The sequence below is a fragment of the Deltaproteobacteria bacterium genome, assembly GCA_016180855.1.
Lineage (GTDB): Bacteria > UBA10199 > UBA10199 > JACPAL01 > JACPAL01 > JACPAL01.
In genome coordinates this window covers 20781-37750 of sequence record JACPAL010000013.1, presented here as the reverse complement: position 1 = coordinate 37750, position 16970 = coordinate 20781, and the positions used below count along the sequence as shown (strand labels likewise).

The window sequence follows — 16970 nt, the reverse complement described above, 5'->3', positions numbered from 1 at the left end:
TATGATCCTTCTCTCCGTCTATTTTCTCGTTCCGACGATCGGACATTTTGAGAATGTTCGTACCTTGGCACAGGAGAAAGAGACTCCACTCCCTTTCTATGTTTACCTCTTTCCGCCCGACGAGATCAAGCTCGGTCTCGATCTTCAGGGAGGGATTTATGTCGAACTTGAGGTTCAAGTCGAAGAAGCCCTCAAGAACAAGGCGGACCTTCTCTCTTCCGATCTGGAACGCCTACTCAAGAAAGAGCCGTTTGCGCCGGAAAAAATCGAGAGAAACCCCGACAATTCGGAGATTCTTATCACCCCCAAGGAGGGTCAGTCTCATGAAGAGATCTCCCACTGGATCAGAAAAAACTATAACGAGACTTTGATTGAGGCCGGTGGTCAGAACGGAGAAAAGAGACTCGTTTATCATCTCACCAAAAGTTTTGAAGATCAGACAAGAAATTATGCAGTTCAGCAGGCCCTGGAGACAATCCGGAACCGAATCGATCGTTATGGGGTTTCTGAACCGACGATCGTACGGCTAGGCGGCAACAAAATTTCCGTGGAACTCCCCGGAATGACCGATCCCGATCGCGCACTCAATCTTATCAAAAAATCCGGTAAACTTGAGTTCAAACTGGTTGATGAATCGGTTGCCGATGATACGGTGCGTGGATGGGTTGCCGAAACCCGAAATGAGTCGAACCTGACGGAAGATTACTCTGAACAAAGCATCGCCAAAATTAATGAGAAACTCAAAGAGAGATTGCCGGTCGAGAGTGAGATCCTTTTTGAGATCCAGCGTGATCCACTGACAAAGAAAATTGTGGGCGGCACGCCCTATCTTCTGAAGAGAAAGGCGGAGGTCACCGGCGAGATGCTGAAAAACGCCCAAGTTAACATCAACAATAATGAACCTTACGTCAGCCTTTCATTCAACAGTATCGGGACAAGGCTTTTTGCCGACCTGACCAAAAATCACGTCGGAAAACGACTGGCGATCTTATTGGACGACAATGTGGCCTCTGCGCCGGTTATTCGTGAGCCGATTTTGTCGGGGGAGGCCCAAATCACGCTCGGCCTTGGCGATTATCAAACGCTCCTAAGGGAGGCGGACGACCTGACCCTCGTTCTGCGTGAGGGGGCCCTGCCGGCAAAACTCAAGGAGCTGACAAAAACAGTTGTGGGGGCTTCTCTCGGAAAGGACACGATACAGCGCGGAATGAAGGTCATGCTCATGGCGAGCCTCGTTGTCATCATTTTTATGATCACCTATTATAAACTGTCCGGTCTCTTGGCGGATATCGCACTGATCTTAAACATTCTCTTCGTTCTGGCCGCGCTGGCCATTTTTCAGGCCACGCTGACCATGCCGGGCATTGCGGGCCTTGTTCTGACGATCGGTATGGCGGTCGATGCCAATATCCTGATTTTTGAAAGAATGAGGGAAGAGCTTCGCCATGGGCATTCAGGTCGCTCTGCGATTGAAGCGGGTTATCATAACGCTACGAGGGCGATTCTAGACTCGAATATTACCACTTTCCTCGCCGGCATTGTTCTGTATCAGTTTGGAACAGGCCCTATTCGAGGCTTTGCAGTTACCTTGATGATTGGAATTGTTTCTACTCTGGTCACTGCCCTGTGGGTCACCCGTGTCCTGCAAGACGGAATTCTGTATGGTCTGAAAAAGGAGTCGATCAGTGTTTAATTTCCAATTTATCCGCCGGATGAACCTCTTCATACTGGTCTCCGTTATTGCTGTTGGCGGAAGCCTTTACCTCATGGGCAGTCGAGGACTTAATTTTGGTATCGATTTTAAAGGGGGGATCAAGCTTCACTACCGTTTTTCGGAACCGGTCTCAGAAACCGCTCTACGGACACTTCTGGAACCATTAGAGTTGGGGGACTTTTCGGTTCAGCAGGTGGGAGAGATCTCTGAAAATCGGATGATGATAAAATTTGAAGTTAGTGAAAAAGAGGGGCTGTCGTCAAAGATCACGGAGGCGTTTCGTAAAGGGCTGAACGTCGCCTCCCTTGAGATAGAACAGGAGGAAACGGTTGGCCCGAAGGCCGGTTCCGAACTCCGTAAAAAGGGGATCCTGGCAATTATCGTCTCATGGCTTCTCATGCTGATCTATGTCGGTTACCGTTTCGACTTTATTTTTGCCCCGGGCGCCATCCTGGCCCTTGTTCACGATGTGCTGATCACCCTGGGCGCCTTTGCCCTGACCGGACGTGAGGTCAGCCTGACGGTCATCGCCGCGCTGCTGACGATTATTGGTTACTCCATCAACGATACAATTGTTATCTACGACCGTGTCCGGGAAAACCTTCCGATTATGGAAAAGAAGCCGCTTAGAGAACTGATCAATATCACCTTGAACGAAACCCTTTCACGAACGATCATCACCACACTCACCGTCCTGTTTGTCGTTGTCTTGATGTATCTCTTTGGGGAGGGTGAGTTTCAAAACTTTGGATTCGCCATGACGGTCGGCTGTATTTCGGGGACCTACTCGACAATTTTTGTCGCCTGTCCATTCTATATTTATCTTAAAGAGTATGGTCCCCGTCTTACACAAAAATTTAAACACCGCTAGCAGGATGGTGAGAAATGGTTTATCAACAGACTTCCAGTTGGAAACCGTCTGAACGAAACCAGGAAAAGGAGACCCTTCTTGCGGAGCCCCTCTCACTGCATCCTGTTATCGCCCACCTCCTGATCCGAAGGGGATTGGCCTCTCCGGAAGCGGCACGCCGCTTTCTCTATCCCCAATGGGATCATCTTCCCGACATCACACTTCTTCCGGATGTTGAAAAGGGGTTGGCGCGACTTCTGCAGGCCTGGGAGAGGCAGGAGAACATACTTTTTTACGGCGATTACGACGTTGATGGGATCACCGGTACGGCCCAATGGGTCTCCTTTTTTCGTGAAATCGGTCTTCCGGTCGATTTCTTTCTGCCACATCGTCTCAACGACGGCTATGGTCTCAACCGAAAATCACTGGAAACTCTGCTCGCCAAGAAAAAACCGGATCTTCTCGTAACCATAGACAACGGGACCAATGCCTACGAAGAGCTTTGTTATCTGGCGGAGCAGAAAATCGACGTTATTGTGATTGATCATCATGAGGCACCGAAAAAACTGCCTCCTGTAACGGCCCTCCTAAACCCAAAAAGGAGTGATTCGCAATTTCCAGACCCGGTCGCTTCCGCAGGGCTTGTCTTTCTTCTGCTAATTGCTTTTCGGAAAAAATTGCGCGAACGAGGCGTGTCGCCCCTTCCTAATCTGAAACGCTATCTCGACTTGGCCTGTCTCGGGACAATCGCCGACATCGTTCCCTTGACAAATACCAACCGCCTTCTGGTGAAAGAGGGGCTCAAAGAGATTGAAAGATCGGAGCGACCCGGTATTCGGGCCCTTTTAGCCCAATCACAATCCCGACCGCCTATTGGAGTCGGAACCGTTTCATTCCGATTAGCTCCCCGCATCAACGCCGCTGGAAGGCTTTCCGATCCCCAAATAGCCCTTAAACTCCTGCTTTCTGAAAACGAGGAGGCGGCGACATGTCTCGCATCCGAACTCGACTCCCTGAATCGAAGGCGACAACAAATCGAAGAAGAGGTCCTCCAGGAAGCGGTCATCATCATTGAAAGAGAGCAAAAACAAAATCCAGGTATTGTTGTGGCATCGGAAAAATGGCACCTTGGTGTCGTTGGCATTGTCGCTGCCAAGCTGGTGGAAAGATATGGACGCCCCGCTATTGTCCTGTCACTTCAGGATGGGATTGGAAAGGGATCTGGAAGGACGGTGCCTGGCATTTCGCTCTACAAGACCCTGAACGATTTAAGGGACTGCTTTATAGGATTCGGAGGACATGACGCTGCCTGTGGTCTCACACTGGATCGCGAGAAAGTCAGTGAATTTCGATCCCGTTTCAACGAAAGACTCCGGGGGGAACCTCTTGCATCCAATAAAATTCGGATCCTGGATGCCCTCGTTCCATTCTGCGAGATCTCACCTCTTTTTGTGAAACAGCTCCAACTTCTGGAACCGTTCGGTCCGTCAAACCCCTCTCCTCTCCTCGGAAGCTGTTCCGTACGTTTTCACGATTGCCGAATCGTTGGCCAGAAACATCTCAAGGCAAAAGTCATCCAGGAGGGAACTGCCTTGGAGGCAATCGCGTTTGATCAGGGTGATTTTCTCCCAAAAATTTCGTCGGGAAATCCTGTTACCATTATCCACACCCCCCAAATCCAGTGCTGGAATGGCATTGAAACCCTGCAATTGAATATAAAAGAAATATCACTAACTAATTGAAATATAAATACATTTAAAGTATTCATAACGCAACGCATAAAATTCCCTTGACTCATTAACGCGCTGTGTTATATTGAGTTTGAAAAAAACAAGGAGGTCTCTATGGCAGCCAAAAGAAAAACAAAGAAGGGTCTTGAGAATCTTACCGATCTTTTGACCCGTCTTGAGAAAGAGGCAGAGAAGGTCGTTCACCAATTGCGTCTTCTGGCGGAACAGACGTCCGAAGAGCTGAGAACGAGTATTCGTGGTCTTGTGAGTCAGATTCGACATGATGGCCTTTACAGTGTCGCCTCTGAGAAAACAGAGAATTTGAGAGAGCTCGTTGATGATGTCATCGAACGCGCAAGAGAAATTCAGTCTGGCACCTTTAGCAAGGATTTCCTGATCCAGGAGGCCAGAAAAAATCTGGAGGATCTTGTGGAGCGGTTTCAGGCAAGTGAATTGGTACTGCGTGCCCGCAGCACGGCCCGCCAGACAAAGAGGCAATTGCTCACAGCCTTGAGCATTCCTTCCGAGTCCGATGTGGAGCATCTGTCGCGTAAAATTGCCCATCTTGAAGATAGAATTAAGAAGCTGTCGCGAAAAGCGGCTTAGTCCTTCGATTCATAAATTCGGTGACGAATTTATTGTCTCAGGACTAGTAAAGCTACACCCCATAATACCCTCGATTTTGCCTGGTCCACAGACCAGGCAAAATCGTTATTGCCCCCCTTGATATTAGGAGAATCTTTTTGATAGAGCGTCCGCATGGCTCATCACTCTATCTTGATTCTCTCAGGAGGTCTGGACTCCACGGTCTCTTCCTGGATTGCTCGGGAGCAGACAAAGCCGGTTCTGGCACTGACTTTTGATTACGGACAGCGGGCCGTAAAAAGGGAGATTGAGGCAGCAAAGTATCAGGCAGATCTCATGGGGGTCTCCCATAGGATCATTACACTGCCATGGCTCTCTGAAATCACCAAGACCTCCCTTGTCGATCAAGGGAAAAAAATCCCCTCCCTGGCTGAAGAGGATCTTGATAATACAGACAAAACCTTTCCGTCCGCTCAGGCAGTCTGGGTCCCCAACCGTAACGGCATTTTTTTAAATATCGCTGCCGCTTTTGCCGAATCGGCCGGCGCTGAAACGCTTGTCACCGGTTTTAATGAGGAGGAAGGAATTACATTTCCCGACAACAGCACCCCCTTTGTCCACGCCGCAAACGAGTTCTTTTGGTATTCGACACTAAGTCGCGTCAAAGTCATGAGTTTCACCGTCGCTATGAACAAGCGAGAGATCGCCAACAAGGCAAAGGCACTGGGTATCGATTTTGAGAAAATCTGGTTTTGTTATGAGGGCGGTTCGTCCCCCTGCCGGCAGTGCGAGTCGTGCAGTCGTTCATTCCGCGCCTTCCGGGAAATCGGCATCACAATATGAAGATTCAGTGGCTGAGTGAACGGATGAACTACGACGGCCGTCAGTTAAGACCCCACTGGATATTCCAGACAACGAACATCCTCGGAGATGCACTGGTAGCCTTTCAGGGAGGATGTCATGTTGCAACCGATCAGATGGTCGACCTGGTCGATCAAAAGGACGGGAAAAAGATCTATAGCGAAGAGATGCTCCATTTTATCGGAGAGTTTTTTGGTGCTGATCTCTCTAGAACAATACTCGTTCAGAGGCTGTTGGTCAGTCTGGCACAACAGGAGATCATCTTCAGGGCAAAGACAACACAGCTGATTCGTGCCGGAAATGATCTTTTTGAAGGAGATGCCAAGCTCTCTGTTTCGATCGCTACAGCCTCTCCTGTCTCTACACTGATTCACTTTGGGATCAACGTCTCCTCAAAAAATACACCGGTAAAAACAAAGGGGCTTCTCGACTATGGACTCGATCCAGCTGTCTTTGCCCAATCACTCCTGGAGACGTTCAAGCATGAGGTTGAATCGGTTTCTATTGCCCAATCTAAGGTCAGACCTGTTTCATGAAGGCAGCCAATCTGGTTGAAATTTTCCCTTCCTTTCAAGGAGAGGGACCTTATGCGGGTGAAGGACACCTGTTTGTCCGTTTTCAAGGTTGTGAACTCTCCTGCCAATGGTGTGATACGCCAGCCACCTTTCAAATAAACAGATTTTGCAAGGTAATCCCAGACTTTTTTTCGGAAATGAAACTCGAAATTCCAAATCCGGTCTCTGTGGACACCCTTCAAAAAGTCATTAGCGATTTTCCCAAAATCCCGATCGCCCTAACGGGTGGTGAGCCACTCCAACGATCCAAATTCTTAAAAGAATGGTTGTCCAATCTTTCGGGGAGAACGATTCTTTTGGAAACAGCCGGTGTTCATATGGCAGCTCTGAAGGAAGTACTCCCCTTTGTCTCCATCATCAGCATGGATCTTAAACTCCCCTCCTCCACGGGAATGAGGCCTTATTGGAAAGAGCATGAGGAATTCTTAAAGATTGCCCTCTCCAGAGAGGTGTATGTGAAGGTGGTTGTCACCGCAGAAACAAGAGATGAAGAAATTGCCCAAGCGATAAATTTAGTTGCCAAGCTGGCTCCTCAAGTACCTTTTATCCTCCAGCCGGTCAGTGAGACATCTACTTTTGATGGGGTACCAATCTTGAGGCAACTATACCAATGGTGGCAGTTGGCCAATGACCTCTTACCAAACGTCCGAGTTTTGCCTCAAATGCATAAGACGCTGGGAATGCCATAATTGACCCTCACCTTTCTCAATAATTTATCTATTGCCAATTCATTCTTTTACACTAGAAAAAGAAATCCCCATGTTAACTCGCCAAGAGTACGAGCAGTCTGAACAGCAGTTTTTAGCCCCTTATGCGATGAAGAGTGGTGACAGTGAGGGACGAGAATATCCGGAGCAGGAACATCCCTATCGAACCGCTTTTCAACGCGATCGGGACCGGATCATCCATTCCAATGCCTTCCGGCGGTTGGAGTACAAGACACAGGTTTTTGTTTATCATGAGGGGGATCATTACCGAACCCGCCTGACTCACTCCATTGAGGGGGCTCAAATCGCCCGAACGCTCGCCAGAGCACTTCGATTAAACGAGGATCTTTCCGAGGCGATTATTCTGGCCCATGATTTAGGTCACACCCCGTTTGGACATTCCGGCGAGGTTGTTTTGAATCGTCTCATGAAAGAGTGCGGCGGCTACGAGCACAATCGACAAAGCCTAAGAATCGTCACCCTGCTGGAAAAGAGGTACCCGCAGTTCCCGGGCTTAAACCTGACCTATGAGGTCCGGGAGGGGTTGGCCAAGCATATGACGACCTATGATCAGCCGAACCCCCAAGCAAGTTTCAAAAAGAAAGGTCATCCGACACTCGAGGCACAAATTGTCAATCTGGCCGATGAGATTGCCTATACGAACCATGACCTGGATGACGGAATCCGGTCGGGCCTTCTCAACTACGACGAATTAAAAGAGATCACGCTCTGGAAAGAATACTTCAAGGGCGATCGAGGCCTCTTTCTTGGAGACAAACTTGAGACAAGGCAGGCGATACGCAACATCATTAACGCTTACGTTACCGATCTCGTAAACCAGATCGAGACAAACCTTAAACAGACGGATGTCAGATCGTTACAAGAGGTGCGAGAGAGCAAGGTGAGCCTGGTTGCCTATAGTGAATCATTTGACAGAAAAAACAGGGAGATCAAAAAATTCTTGCGCGAAAAGATGTATCGACATTATCGCGTGGAGCGGATGGCCGACAAGGCCCAGCGAATTATCGAAAATCTTTTCAAGACCTATCTGAAAAACCCAAAGATCCTCCCCCCCGATGTTCAAGCACGAGGTGCTAACGAGACAATCGAAAGGGTCGTGTGCGATTACATCGCCGGTATGACCGATCGGTTTGCCCAGGAAGAATATCAAAAATTGTTTGATGCAGAGACCCGAGTCTAAAAATCGAGAGGAATGGTGATCGTAAATCCTACTCTTGGAACCGGATCGGGGGTATGAAACTTTCCATCTTCCATGATCGGCCAGCCAACGGTCAGCGTCGCTCCGCCCAGGAAATTAAGCTCCACACCAACTCCGACCCCCATACGCTGATGCCATCCAGCAGGATCTCCAGAAAAGGTTAGTTCATTTGAGCCTGTCCATGTGGCCCCGGCAACGAGGGTAACCGGTCCAAGCGGTTTTTTAATAAATCCACCCAGATGGGCGTTGGTCCTATAAGGCGCACGATCCATACCAGCGGAAAAGTCGATTGGCCTATCCATGCCTTGGTACATGCGATAAATTGACGGTTTCTCACCAATAAGAGTTTCACGGTGGAAAAGATTCGCCTGCCACTCCCAATACATCCCCCACAGATTAACGGGATGCCGGTAGCCTATCTTTCCTTTCGTTGTTGTATCGGCCGTCTCTCCGTCTTTTTCCACATCAATATCTTGTCCCAGATAGAGTGAGAGGAGGTCGTTTTTTGTGAGCAGCGAGCCATCGAGATAAGAGAGGCCCGCACCCGTTCCTAAAAACGTGTGGGACTCACTCCCATCCGGCCCCTTTTCAAGTATATGCCTTGCCCGAAACGGGAGGTGAAGCTGCCAAGGACTCGCAATTCCCTCCTTCCCTAATGGAATGAGAAATGTGGCGTAGGGCCCAATGGAAAGGGTCGAGGCATCAGAATGAGAATAACTCTGTCTATCCGCGCTAATTCCTCCCACAACCCGTGTCCCCCCTTCGGTGATCGGGAGACTCGTCGCACTCGCACTGACCCCTTGTGTCGCTCCTCCCAAGACAAGTTGTATGCTGGATCGCGAGGTGCCCGGAACGCGATGAGGAACGGAGAGAGAGCCTTGAACGAGCGGTGTCCCGGAAACGATATCGATACCCGCGCCTACCATGGCGGCCGCCTGTGGGGCCTTGAGCGGAATGGTCACATTAAGATGGACGCCGTCTTCATAAAAATACTCAATCTCTCCATCTAACTGCAGATCGAGCCGCTGAAGGATCCGTATGAGTTTTTTTTCAAACTCCTTGGGTCGAAAAGGCTCTCCCCTCTTCCACTGGATTCCTTTTCGAAACGCTTCTAGAGATGATTTCTGCAACCCGTCTTTTGCCCTCAGGCTGAATTGCCCGCAACGAGCGATACGAAGAGAAAGATGGGCCTCCTCATTATGAAGCTGAACAGGAACCGTACCACTCTCCTTGTTATCGGGATAAGATGAGGCGAGAAGAAAATCGGACTTGCGAAATGTCTCTCCTAATCGAATCGCCCCCTCTTGCAGTTCTTGCCGATTGATCTTTTTCTTCTGTTGAAAAAAGGCCTTTTCGAGAGAGGCCTTATCAGGGAGACCCTTTAAATCGGAATCGGCAACAACAAGATGAATGTTCTCGACCGGCAGAAGTGGGAGGAGCTGTTTGACCTGTAGCCAATAGATCTTTCCTTGATCATAAGAAACGGCCGACTCAGGATGGTCGTGCAAGAACTCGAACCCGGCATCCCGATACTTCTTTTGAAGTCGTTCGATGAAATGATTCCACTGCCTTTGAGACCAATCACCGGTCCCACGATCAAGTTCCTTTTTCTCCTCATTTAAATCAATGCCGATCTTTTGGAGCTCCTCAACATCTTTTGCAAAAATGCGAATCTGTGAAAATGGCTTCTCAATGACCTGAAATCTCCAGAATCCGTCTTTTGCCTCCGGCTGAACATTGATCTCATATTTTCCGACCTCTCGCTCCAACCTTGTTGTAAGCCAGAGCTGAAACTCCTGAAAGAGACTCTGAGGAATCGGCATCAATTCATAAGGAAGAAGCCGAGGGGCCAAAAAGGGGTCCACATCGGTCGTGAGCTCGGTCAGACCACGACCAATCGAGGTAAACTCAGTTTGGGTCGGAGCCCTATCGGGATAATGCCAGGAAAGGTGATTTAAGCTATGATCCAAGACGGGATCTTCGAGGGAATCATCTTGGAAACTATCATTCATCGCACCTCGATTAAATTCAACGACAAGAGGGTGCCTCTTCAAATGGGCTGCCATCCGGGGGCCGAGAAAATGGCCCGCTTCATCCACAATATTGACAGGGAGCCCATCAAAATGAATTCCCAAAGGGGCTCCTCTCACGGCAATTTTTAGACGATATTTTTTTGAGTCGTGAATCTTTTCGAGGTTGAGACTGACCTGTCCTGCGAGACTATCCGTGAGAAAACGTATCTTCTGAATCGCCTGGGCGATCTCTGGTTGGTCAAAACCCTCTTCCTTCTTCTCTTTAATGACTCCTAGAAAGTAATCTTTGAGTCGCCCAGCTAAAAACTGTTCATGGGGTAGCGGATTTTTTGAGTCGAGCTTGACCTCACAATTCTCAATTTGAACCATCCCTTCGTTATCAATCACCTCTTTCAAGGTAATCTCTCGGGAAAGAACCGGAGCTCCCTCTGGGTCGGTCTCCGAAAGCTCCTCCTGAAAAGGGAGTTGGATCTTATAATCTTTAAGCTGCTTGCCTAGTAAGGAGAAGTGTGTCGCGTCCGCTTGAACAACATAGACCCCTTTTTTCTCTCCTTGAAAGAGAAAGTAGTCGGAGAAGGGAGAACCTTCTTGCTCAAGTGTCTGTTTGATTTTTTGGGGATCTTCTTGGGGAATATACTGAATTTCCCCCTGGATTACCTCTCCCGCCCCCCCGGGACCCTGTATTAAGATACGGGTCGCGTCTGCCACGGCGAGTTCTCCTCGCCCCCAAAGACTCTATTGACACTGCTATTATCGTGGATGTTCTTTAAAAGTTGCAGAATATTTTAAAGAAAAAAACAATTATCGTCGCCCTATTCACAAACACCGGATTCTGTCGAACAGAACAGTACTTGATTGTTGGAGAGCCCCGAGTAGGTCCCTCCACCGCGAATGACGACATCCGCAGGGTTGTTTCTTATCGACCTCCCGCGAGATGTTCCAAACTGATTCCATGAGAATGGAGGTTCGATCATCAACGTACTTTCGCCATCACCGCTAACGAGTTCAACGGCCCCCGAACTCTCTTCCATGGCAAAGGTTGCTGAGATTGAGGAATCACCCCGTAAAAAGGCAACTGAATCTTCGAGGTATAAGGCAGTCCCGCGACCCGCCCTCATATTGAAGAGATGGGTATTGACCCCCTCGATAACAGAACCTCTTTCCGCGTAGATCCCTGCCCCCTTCCCCCCTTCAACAAGATCCTCATCCATGAGTGTTTCATAAGTGGTAAACAGGGAGTGGCTTAAAAAAACCGCGGCCCCCTTTTCGCTTGCCTCACAAACAGAGATAAACATCGCCTGCTCCCGCCTCTCAAGACGGCAAAGACTGTTGAAACAAGCAAGTCCTCCTCCACGAACGGCTGTTCCACCCCCTATTTGGGAATCATATAAATGAAGCTGACTATCCTGTACACGAACAACGCCCCCTTCATCCGCTTCTCCATGGGCAAAGCCGATATTTCCAACGGTCACATTCGCACCCGCACTTATTGCCAAAGCCCTCTCTCCCTCTATCGGATTAATAAAAACAGGGTCGATGGTCCCTGGTCGAGAGATATTAGCCGCCAACGTAAAAGATCCTCCGTGAATATTGAGACTTTCAAAGTAACCACCACGGCAAACGACAATCTCCCCTCCCCATGAGATCTGATCCACCGCCTCCTGGATAGAACCCAGGGTTTCAGGATCGTCATCACACCCTACCGTTAAACTCTCTATACGAGGGCGCTCTTCCTCAGTGAGGTTTGGATTGAGATGAGGGGCAACCTCTTCCGATAGAAGACATTGAAGCGTCTCTTTCTCATCCTGATTCAAAGGATCTTGCAGATCATAAACCCCCATCTCTATTTTTTCATCCTCACGATCATAAGTAAGTCCAAAATAACGGGCGAACGCATGAACCCAGTCGACAGGATCGCTCTCTGGAGATAACGTGATAGCAGGATCAAAGGGGGTTACCTGATCCTCTCCGGATTCGACAATAAAGAGATTAATCGCACCTTGGGTAAGCTGATTGAGTGAATCGTCTCCTATCGGAATATCAGACTCCTGATGGAGATAGATCTGGATGCCTGCCGGCTCAAACGCCTGTCTCAATGCCTCAAGACGGTCATCAATCGCTGCCCGAGAGGAATGTCCCGAGTGATTGGCACGAAGCAAATGGTGTATGACCAGTGGAAATCGAAGGGGACGATTTGCTGGTAAGTAACGGCTTCTGTAGTCCGGGTCGTAACAGGGGTGATCGCTCAGGCTTTCCTCACGTAAACTGCAGGCAGCCGTGGCACCCACGCCGACGGCAGCCCCTAAGAGACGAACGATCGATCGTGCAGAAATTCCTAACATAACCTCTAGGGTTATCGGCCAAAATCGGAAACTGTTGTTGTTTTATTCACCAGGAGAGAATCTCGCGAAGGTATTGATGATTAAACAGATTCCACCGCGATGGGCATCTCTCAATCGGCTCATCAAGATCTCTTGACTCTCGAGAACGAGAGCTACAGTCATCGAGATCTCCCCCAAAACCACCCCCTCGGTTACTCATAATTTCTTTAGGGATATAGCGAACTGCTGCCACAAAGGGGGGCTCCATAGGGGTATGACCGATTCCATAGCGGGATCCAGCACGTCGAATTTGAAAGTCTGTGGGATAGGAACTGAATAATCGATAATCAACGAGTCCAAGGGAATGCCCAATCTCATGTGAAGCCGTACCCGCTATCCTTCGTGCGATATCCGTTGCCCTGGTTGATAGCGATTCCTCGGGACTGAAGAAGAAATTCCTTGAATAAATAGAAACCAAATCAATTATACTTGATAGATAAATGTGACAAGGAGTTTCGCTATCGGTATACGCAGGGAAATCATCTTCAAAACCATCAACCAGATTGTCATTCAAGTAATCAATGGTACCACTCCCAGCAGGATAAAGCGCGCAGTCCTCCTCTGTCGTCCCCCCTCCACACGACTCAATCTGAACAATTTGAACGTCGGCCCCTGGCGTTTCTCCCGATCGCGACGGTTCCCAAAAATAGATCCTTAACCCATGAAAATATTCCTGAATGACCCGTTCTATCTCGATCTTGGCCATTTCAACGCCGACGGCAGCCATTTCTTCCGGATCATCAAATCGGCTCAAATCCAATGTCTGTAAAAAGAAATCCTCAAAGTGGGGTCCCGTAATATCTCCCTCATAATCCCAGTCTAAATAGATCCACTGATCGCTGGAAGAATGAAGATCAGGTCGTGAGGTCACCAAATGATGACGCGTATCAATGAGAGGCGGCTCAAAATAAAATCGGTAAAGCCCTGGTAAAGACATCTCAAAATCAGCGCTAAAAATCCCGGCTGTGCCTGACCGAAGATCGCACCCTAAATCAACAACACCACCTCCCAGATAATCCTCATGAGTCTCCCCGTAGTAACTATAATTACATGGCATAGTCGTATCGGGTAGAGGTTCGGACGATTCTTCCACAACGTCCAGAAGAAGACCTGTCATTCTAAATGAATCTGCCCTTGTCAGTTCATCATCCAAATTGGGTTGAACAACACAGGTTGTGGGACAACCTGTTTTGAAAATCAATAAAACAGAGAGTAAATATAATTTCCTGCTCACTGGATCTTCTCTAAATACTGTCTGTTAAATGAATTAAAACGGGCGGGGCATCGCTCTACTGGAAAACCGGGAAGCCTTGGTGTTCTGGTAAAGCAATCTTCTATCCCAAGACCCCAAACCCAAGGTGCCTGCACCGAGCGCATGATGACACGGGGTAGATTCCTCTTGGCGGCGACAACGGCCGGTTCGTACGGATTGTGCGAAGAATCTCCCGTCAGATTTCCATCGTCATCGCGTATGACATTCCCGTAGAGATATTCATAATTCACCAACCCTAACTGATGGCCGATCTCATGTGCCATTGTACGACTGATGAATCTCCCCACATCACCAATTCTCTCACTGATCGATTCATCTGGACTGAAATGATCTGAGTCTTGATACAGGTCGATAATATTTGACCCGATCGCCGGAATCAGGATCTCACAGGCATCGTCACTTGGATCCGAATTTAACCAGTCTTCGTAACAATATCCGAGGGCATTTGGGATATTGACATCACAGCCAGAGGAATCGGTACTCGAAATGGTATTACCTGCAGCATCATAATTATAACAGACATCCATATTGACGACCTGTACATTGGCGGCAGCCCCTTCGCCGGCGGTCCACTCCTCACCCGAAGGAGGCTCCCACATCTCTACCCGAAGGCCTGCATATTTTGCCATAAATTGACGTTCTGCCTCCACCTTCGCAAGTTCGGCCATGGCGAGCGACTCCGAACGGTTAATACCGGCTCCGACAAGATCGATTGTTTGGTTAAAAAATTCAGTTAGTGCGAGATCGACAAGGAATCCATCGGTACCACCATCACCACTCCAGCTCGGAGGGTTCCATTCGACATAGATCTTCTGAGTTGGCGCCGCCGCCGACGCAAGGTCGGGTCGATAGGTGAGCAATCGAGAATAAGAGGGAAACAAGAGGGGAGAACAGTAAAGTTCATAGAGTCCGTATTGCGCGACACCGGCACCGGAAAGCCCAAGCTCCATCTCGAAAAAACCGGTCTCATCGGACATAGTCGCATAAGGGTACTCGACTGTTCCTAAATCGAGATAGTCTTCATAGCCATCCCGATAAAAGGTCGAGAGGCACGAGAGTTCTTCCCTTGCCCCAATACCTTCAAACTCCCCGTCAGAATTAAAATTAAATAGAAAGCCACTGGCGGTTACCGAGTCTTCAGTTGTTAAAAGATCCTCTTGTGACGGACGATTGATTAAAGCGATCGATGTACAGCCGAAGTGTGATACGAGAAGGACCGGAATGATTACGAACCTTAGAAGAGAGTTAAAATCTCTTGTCATAATTTCCCCTGTTTCTTTGTGGAGGTTGTAGCGCCCTCTCCCTTTTGAAGCAGTTCTCCCACCTTTTTGATCTGTTGGAACCGACTTCCCTGACCGATCTGAATCACCTTCTCCTTCTGTTTTGATTCCATAAATGCCATGATCGCATGGCTCTGCCAATATTTCTGGGCATCGGGCCTCATCGCAACCTGCATGATCTGAGAGTCGATCTCAGGGCTTGAATAGTATCTCTTCAAAAAGTGCATCACCTCGGGGACCACCTGAGGATCACCACTCTGGAGTTGATGCATCATCGCCTCCTTGAGACCCTCTTCTGACGGCGTGATCATTTTTTTGTAAATCTGCATCTCAAGCGCCGTAACGGCCTGCTGCTGGATCTGAAAACTGACCTTTCCCCCTTTCGTTGGGAAGGGCCAATCGTGAGGTGAATCCGCCAACAGTGAAATGAGCTGCTTGGCCTTGCCCGGTTGATGCCCCTTGCATCGGGTATAATGTTGAGCGATCGAATCCCAGTCAGGGTTTTCAGCATACCCTTCGAGGTAATGAGCCGGGAGAAATCGTGATAAACCCATGAGATGTTTTTGACCCTTTTCGATATATTGATCCATGAGGTCGCATTGATTCGTCATGAATAGGGCATAGGCGATCTGATCGAGAATAACCGTTGTGAGCTTCCGCGGATTTTTCTCGAAGAACTCGACCCCCTTTTTCACTGCAGCGGCATCCCGTGTGAAGGCAAGGTGATAAGGAACCAACATCGTGACAAATTCATTTTCAGACTTCTGGAGTTCACTCAAAAGCCAGTTAGCGTTACCGGAACAGGAGAGTTGGGTCCGAAGGGTCAGTTCTACTTCATTTAAAATATTCGGCTGAGATTGATTGAAGCTCCCCTTCACCACATCACATAGGGGCCCTGCATTCCTTTTCAATTTTGAAGACGACTGGGCCAAAACCCTTAAAACGGCATCTTTGTCGACGGTCTTGTCTGTCGCCAGGACCTGGGACAGACAGGTCGGCAAGACAGGATTTCCCGGTTCCTTCTCTGCAATCAGAGAACAGACAGAGGCCTTGATGTAAGAATTACGAGTTCCACCGACCTGATTCCAAACGGTTGCGGGTTTCTTTGCTGCCTTCAAAAATTTGAGGAGATCATTTTTATCCTCGGCCTTAAGGGCAACCCCATCACTCGGATGAAACTGATAAAGAACCTCTTTCGCGACCTTTCCCTTTTCTTTTGAAGCGGTCTTTCTCGGGAGGATCTTCGATGTTCTCTGTACAAAAATAAAGGGAGACTTCCTTCGTTTAACCTCACATCCTTTTTTATTCATGGGGTCTGAGCAGAGGAGCTTGATCACCTCATTTTTCTTGAGGGAACCCTGTAGAACATCAGTAACTTTCGCCCTATAGGTTTTGACTCCCCCCTGATCACTCACCAATTCAACAGAGGTGACAGAAATGACCTCTCGAGTCGTCAGGTGATGTAAGAGGTGATAGTCATAACCGCAGGTCATTGCCTGTTCTGGTTGAATGAGAACCCCGATGAGGACGAGCAAGGCCGTTCCAAATGTTCTTTTCATAGATCCCCCTCTGGTTTGATGCTTTTTAATGCAATTTAAAGGCCAAAATCTTCAACTGTTATTTAAAAAATATTAGTAATTACAATTAGTTGTAAGTTTCCCCTAAAACAGGCCTTCTCTCAAAATGATAATACCTATCACTTTGATAATACGCTTATCTAAGTACTTCGATTCATAAATTCGGTGACGAATTTATTCACTCA

13 protein-coding genes are annotated in these 16970 nt (G+C 48.5%); 8 read left to right on the top strand and 5 right to left on the bottom strand.

What is annotated here, in order from left to right; translation table 11 throughout:
- The first annotated feature begins 1 nt into the window (after nucleotide 1).
- The 8 genes from secD to HYT77_07155 all read left to right on the top strand — a co-directional run bounded on the left by secD (nucleotide 2) and on the right by HYT77_07155 (nucleotide 8223).
- Nucleotides 2-1693 carry a protein translocase subunit SecD gene (secD, locus tag HYT77_07190; GenBank protein MBI2067780.1) on the top strand — a complete coding sequence of 564 codons (1692 nt, stop codon included), beginning with the start codon at nucleotides 2-4 and terminating at the stop codon, nucleotides 1691-1693.
- Complete coding sequence (secF, locus tag HYT77_07185; protein ID MBI2067779.1) at nucleotides 1686-2585, top strand: protein translocase subunit SecF; 900 nt, start codon at nucleotides 1686-1688, stop codon at nucleotides 2583-2585. Before secD ends, secF begins: the two co-directional genes overlap by 8 nt.
- A 14-nt stretch (nucleotides 2586-2599) precedes the next feature.
- A complete protein-coding gene (gene recJ / locus HYT77_07180) occupies nucleotides 2600-4306 on the top strand; it encodes a single-stranded-DNA-specific exonuclease RecJ (GenBank protein MBI2067778.1) in 1707 nt (568 codons plus the stop codon).
- Nucleotides 4307-4408: 102 nt separating this feature from the next.
- On the top strand, nucleotides 4409-4900 hold the full coding sequence (locus tag HYT77_07175; GenBank protein ID MBI2067777.1) for a hypothetical protein: 492 nt from the start codon (nucleotides 4409-4411) through the stop codon (nucleotides 4898-4900).
- 153 nt (nucleotides 4901-5053) lie between these two features.
- Nucleotides 5054-5722 (top strand): 7-cyano-7-deazaguanine synthase QueC, encoded by a 669-nt coding sequence (gene queC, locus HYT77_07170; GenBank protein ID MBI2067776.1) that lies wholly within the window; start codon nucleotides 5054-5056, stop codon nucleotides 5720-5722.
- Nucleotides 5719-6276, top strand: coding sequence for a DUF366 family protein (locus tag HYT77_07165; protein MBI2067775.1), 558 nt, complete (start codon nucleotides 5719-5721; stop codon nucleotides 6274-6276). The genes queC and HYT77_07165 overlap by 4 nt, the downstream gene beginning before the upstream one ends.
- Complete coding sequence (locus tag HYT77_07160; GenBank protein MBI2067774.1) at nucleotides 6273-7004, top strand: 7-carboxy-7-deazaguanine synthase QueE; 732 nt, start codon at nucleotides 6273-6275, stop codon at nucleotides 7002-7004. The genes HYT77_07165 and HYT77_07160 overlap by 4 nt, the downstream gene beginning before the upstream one ends.
- A 70-nt stretch (nucleotides 7005-7074) precedes the next feature.
- Nucleotides 7075-8223, top strand: a complete 1149-nt coding sequence (locus HYT77_07155) for a deoxyguanosinetriphosphate triphosphohydrolase (protein ID MBI2067773.1) — start codon at nucleotides 7075-7077, stop codon at nucleotides 8221-8223.
- Here HYT77_07155 and HYT77_07150 read toward each other — a convergent pair.
- The 5 genes from HYT77_07150 to HYT77_07130 all read right to left on the bottom strand — a co-directional run bounded on the left by HYT77_07150 (nucleotide 8220) and on the right by HYT77_07130 (nucleotide 16767).
- Nucleotides 8220-10982: a hypothetical protein gene (locus HYT77_07150; protein MBI2067772.1), complete on the bottom strand. Its 2763-nt coding sequence runs from the start codon at nucleotides 10980-10982 to the stop codon at nucleotides 8220-8222. The two genes, HYT77_07155 and HYT77_07150, sit on opposite strands and share 4 nt — an antisense overlap.
- 104 nt (nucleotides 10983-11086) lie before the next feature.
- Entirely contained in the window at nucleotides 11087-12616 is a 1530-nt protein-coding gene (locus tag HYT77_07145; GenBank protein MBI2067771.1) for a hypothetical protein, read from the bottom strand.
- A gap of 46 nt (nucleotides 12617-12662) precedes the next feature.
- Nucleotides 12663-13772: a hypothetical protein gene (locus HYT77_07140; GenBank protein ID MBI2067770.1), complete on the bottom strand. Its 1110-nt coding sequence runs from the start codon at nucleotides 13770-13772 to the stop codon at nucleotides 12663-12665.
- 113 nt (nucleotides 13773-13885) lie between these two features.
- Nucleotides 13886-15190: a hypothetical protein gene (locus tag HYT77_07135; GenBank protein ID MBI2067769.1), complete on the bottom strand. Its 1305-nt coding sequence runs from the start codon at nucleotides 15188-15190 to the stop codon at nucleotides 13886-13888.
- The gene (locus HYT77_07130; protein ID MBI2067768.1) at nucleotides 15187-16767 is read right to left on the bottom strand and encodes a hypothetical protein; all 1581 of its coding nucleotides are present in this window, start codon (nucleotides 16765-16767) and stop codon (nucleotides 15187-15189) included. The genes HYT77_07135 and HYT77_07130 overlap by 4 nt, the downstream gene beginning before the upstream one ends.
- Nucleotides 16768-16970: the final 203 nt, after the last annotated feature.

What these genes read in the sequence shown, in the direction of transcription:
- secD (MBI2067780.1), top strand. Translation starts at nt 2, where the DNA reads ATGATCCTTCTCTCCGTCTATTTTCTCGTTCCGACGATCGGACATTTT.
- recJ (MBI2067778.1), top strand. Translation starts at nt 2,600, where the DNA reads ATGGTTTATCAACAGACTTCCAGTTGGAAACCGTCTGAACGAAACCAG.
- HYT77_07175 (MBI2067777.1), top strand. Translation starts at nt 4,409, where the DNA reads ATGGCAGCCAAAAGAAAAACAAAGAAGGGTCTTGAGAATCTTACCGAT.
- queC (MBI2067776.1), top strand. Translation starts at nt 5,054, where the DNA reads ATGGCTCATCACTCTATCTTGATTCTCTCAGGAGGTCTGGACTCCACG.
- HYT77_07165 (MBI2067775.1), top strand. Translation starts at nt 5,719, where the DNA reads ATGAAGATTCAGTGGCTGAGTGAACGGATGAACTACGACGGCCGTCAG.
- HYT77_07160 (MBI2067774.1), top strand. Translation starts at nt 6,273, where the DNA reads ATGAAGGCAGCCAATCTGGTTGAAATTTTCCCTTCCTTTCAAGGAGAG.
- HYT77_07155 (MBI2067773.1), top strand. Translation starts at nt 7,075, where the DNA reads ATGTTAACTCGCCAAGAGTACGAGCAGTCTGAACAGCAGTTTTTAGCC.
- HYT77_07145 (MBI2067771.1), bottom strand. Translation starts at nt 12,616, where the DNA reads ATGTTAGGAATTTCTGCACGATCGATCGTTCGTCTCTTAGGGGCTGCC.
- HYT77_07140 (MBI2067770.1), bottom strand. Translation starts at nt 13,772, where the DNA reads ATGACAGGTCTTCTTCTGGACGTTGTGGAAGAATCGTCCGAACCTCTA.
- HYT77_07135 (MBI2067769.1), bottom strand. Translation starts at nt 15,190, where the DNA reads ATGACAAGAGATTTTAACTCTCTTCTAAGGTTCGTAATCATTCCGGTC.
- HYT77_07130 (MBI2067768.1), bottom strand. Translation starts at nt 16,767, where the DNA reads ATGAAAAGAACATTTGGAACGGCCTTGCTCGTCCTCATCGGGGTTCTC.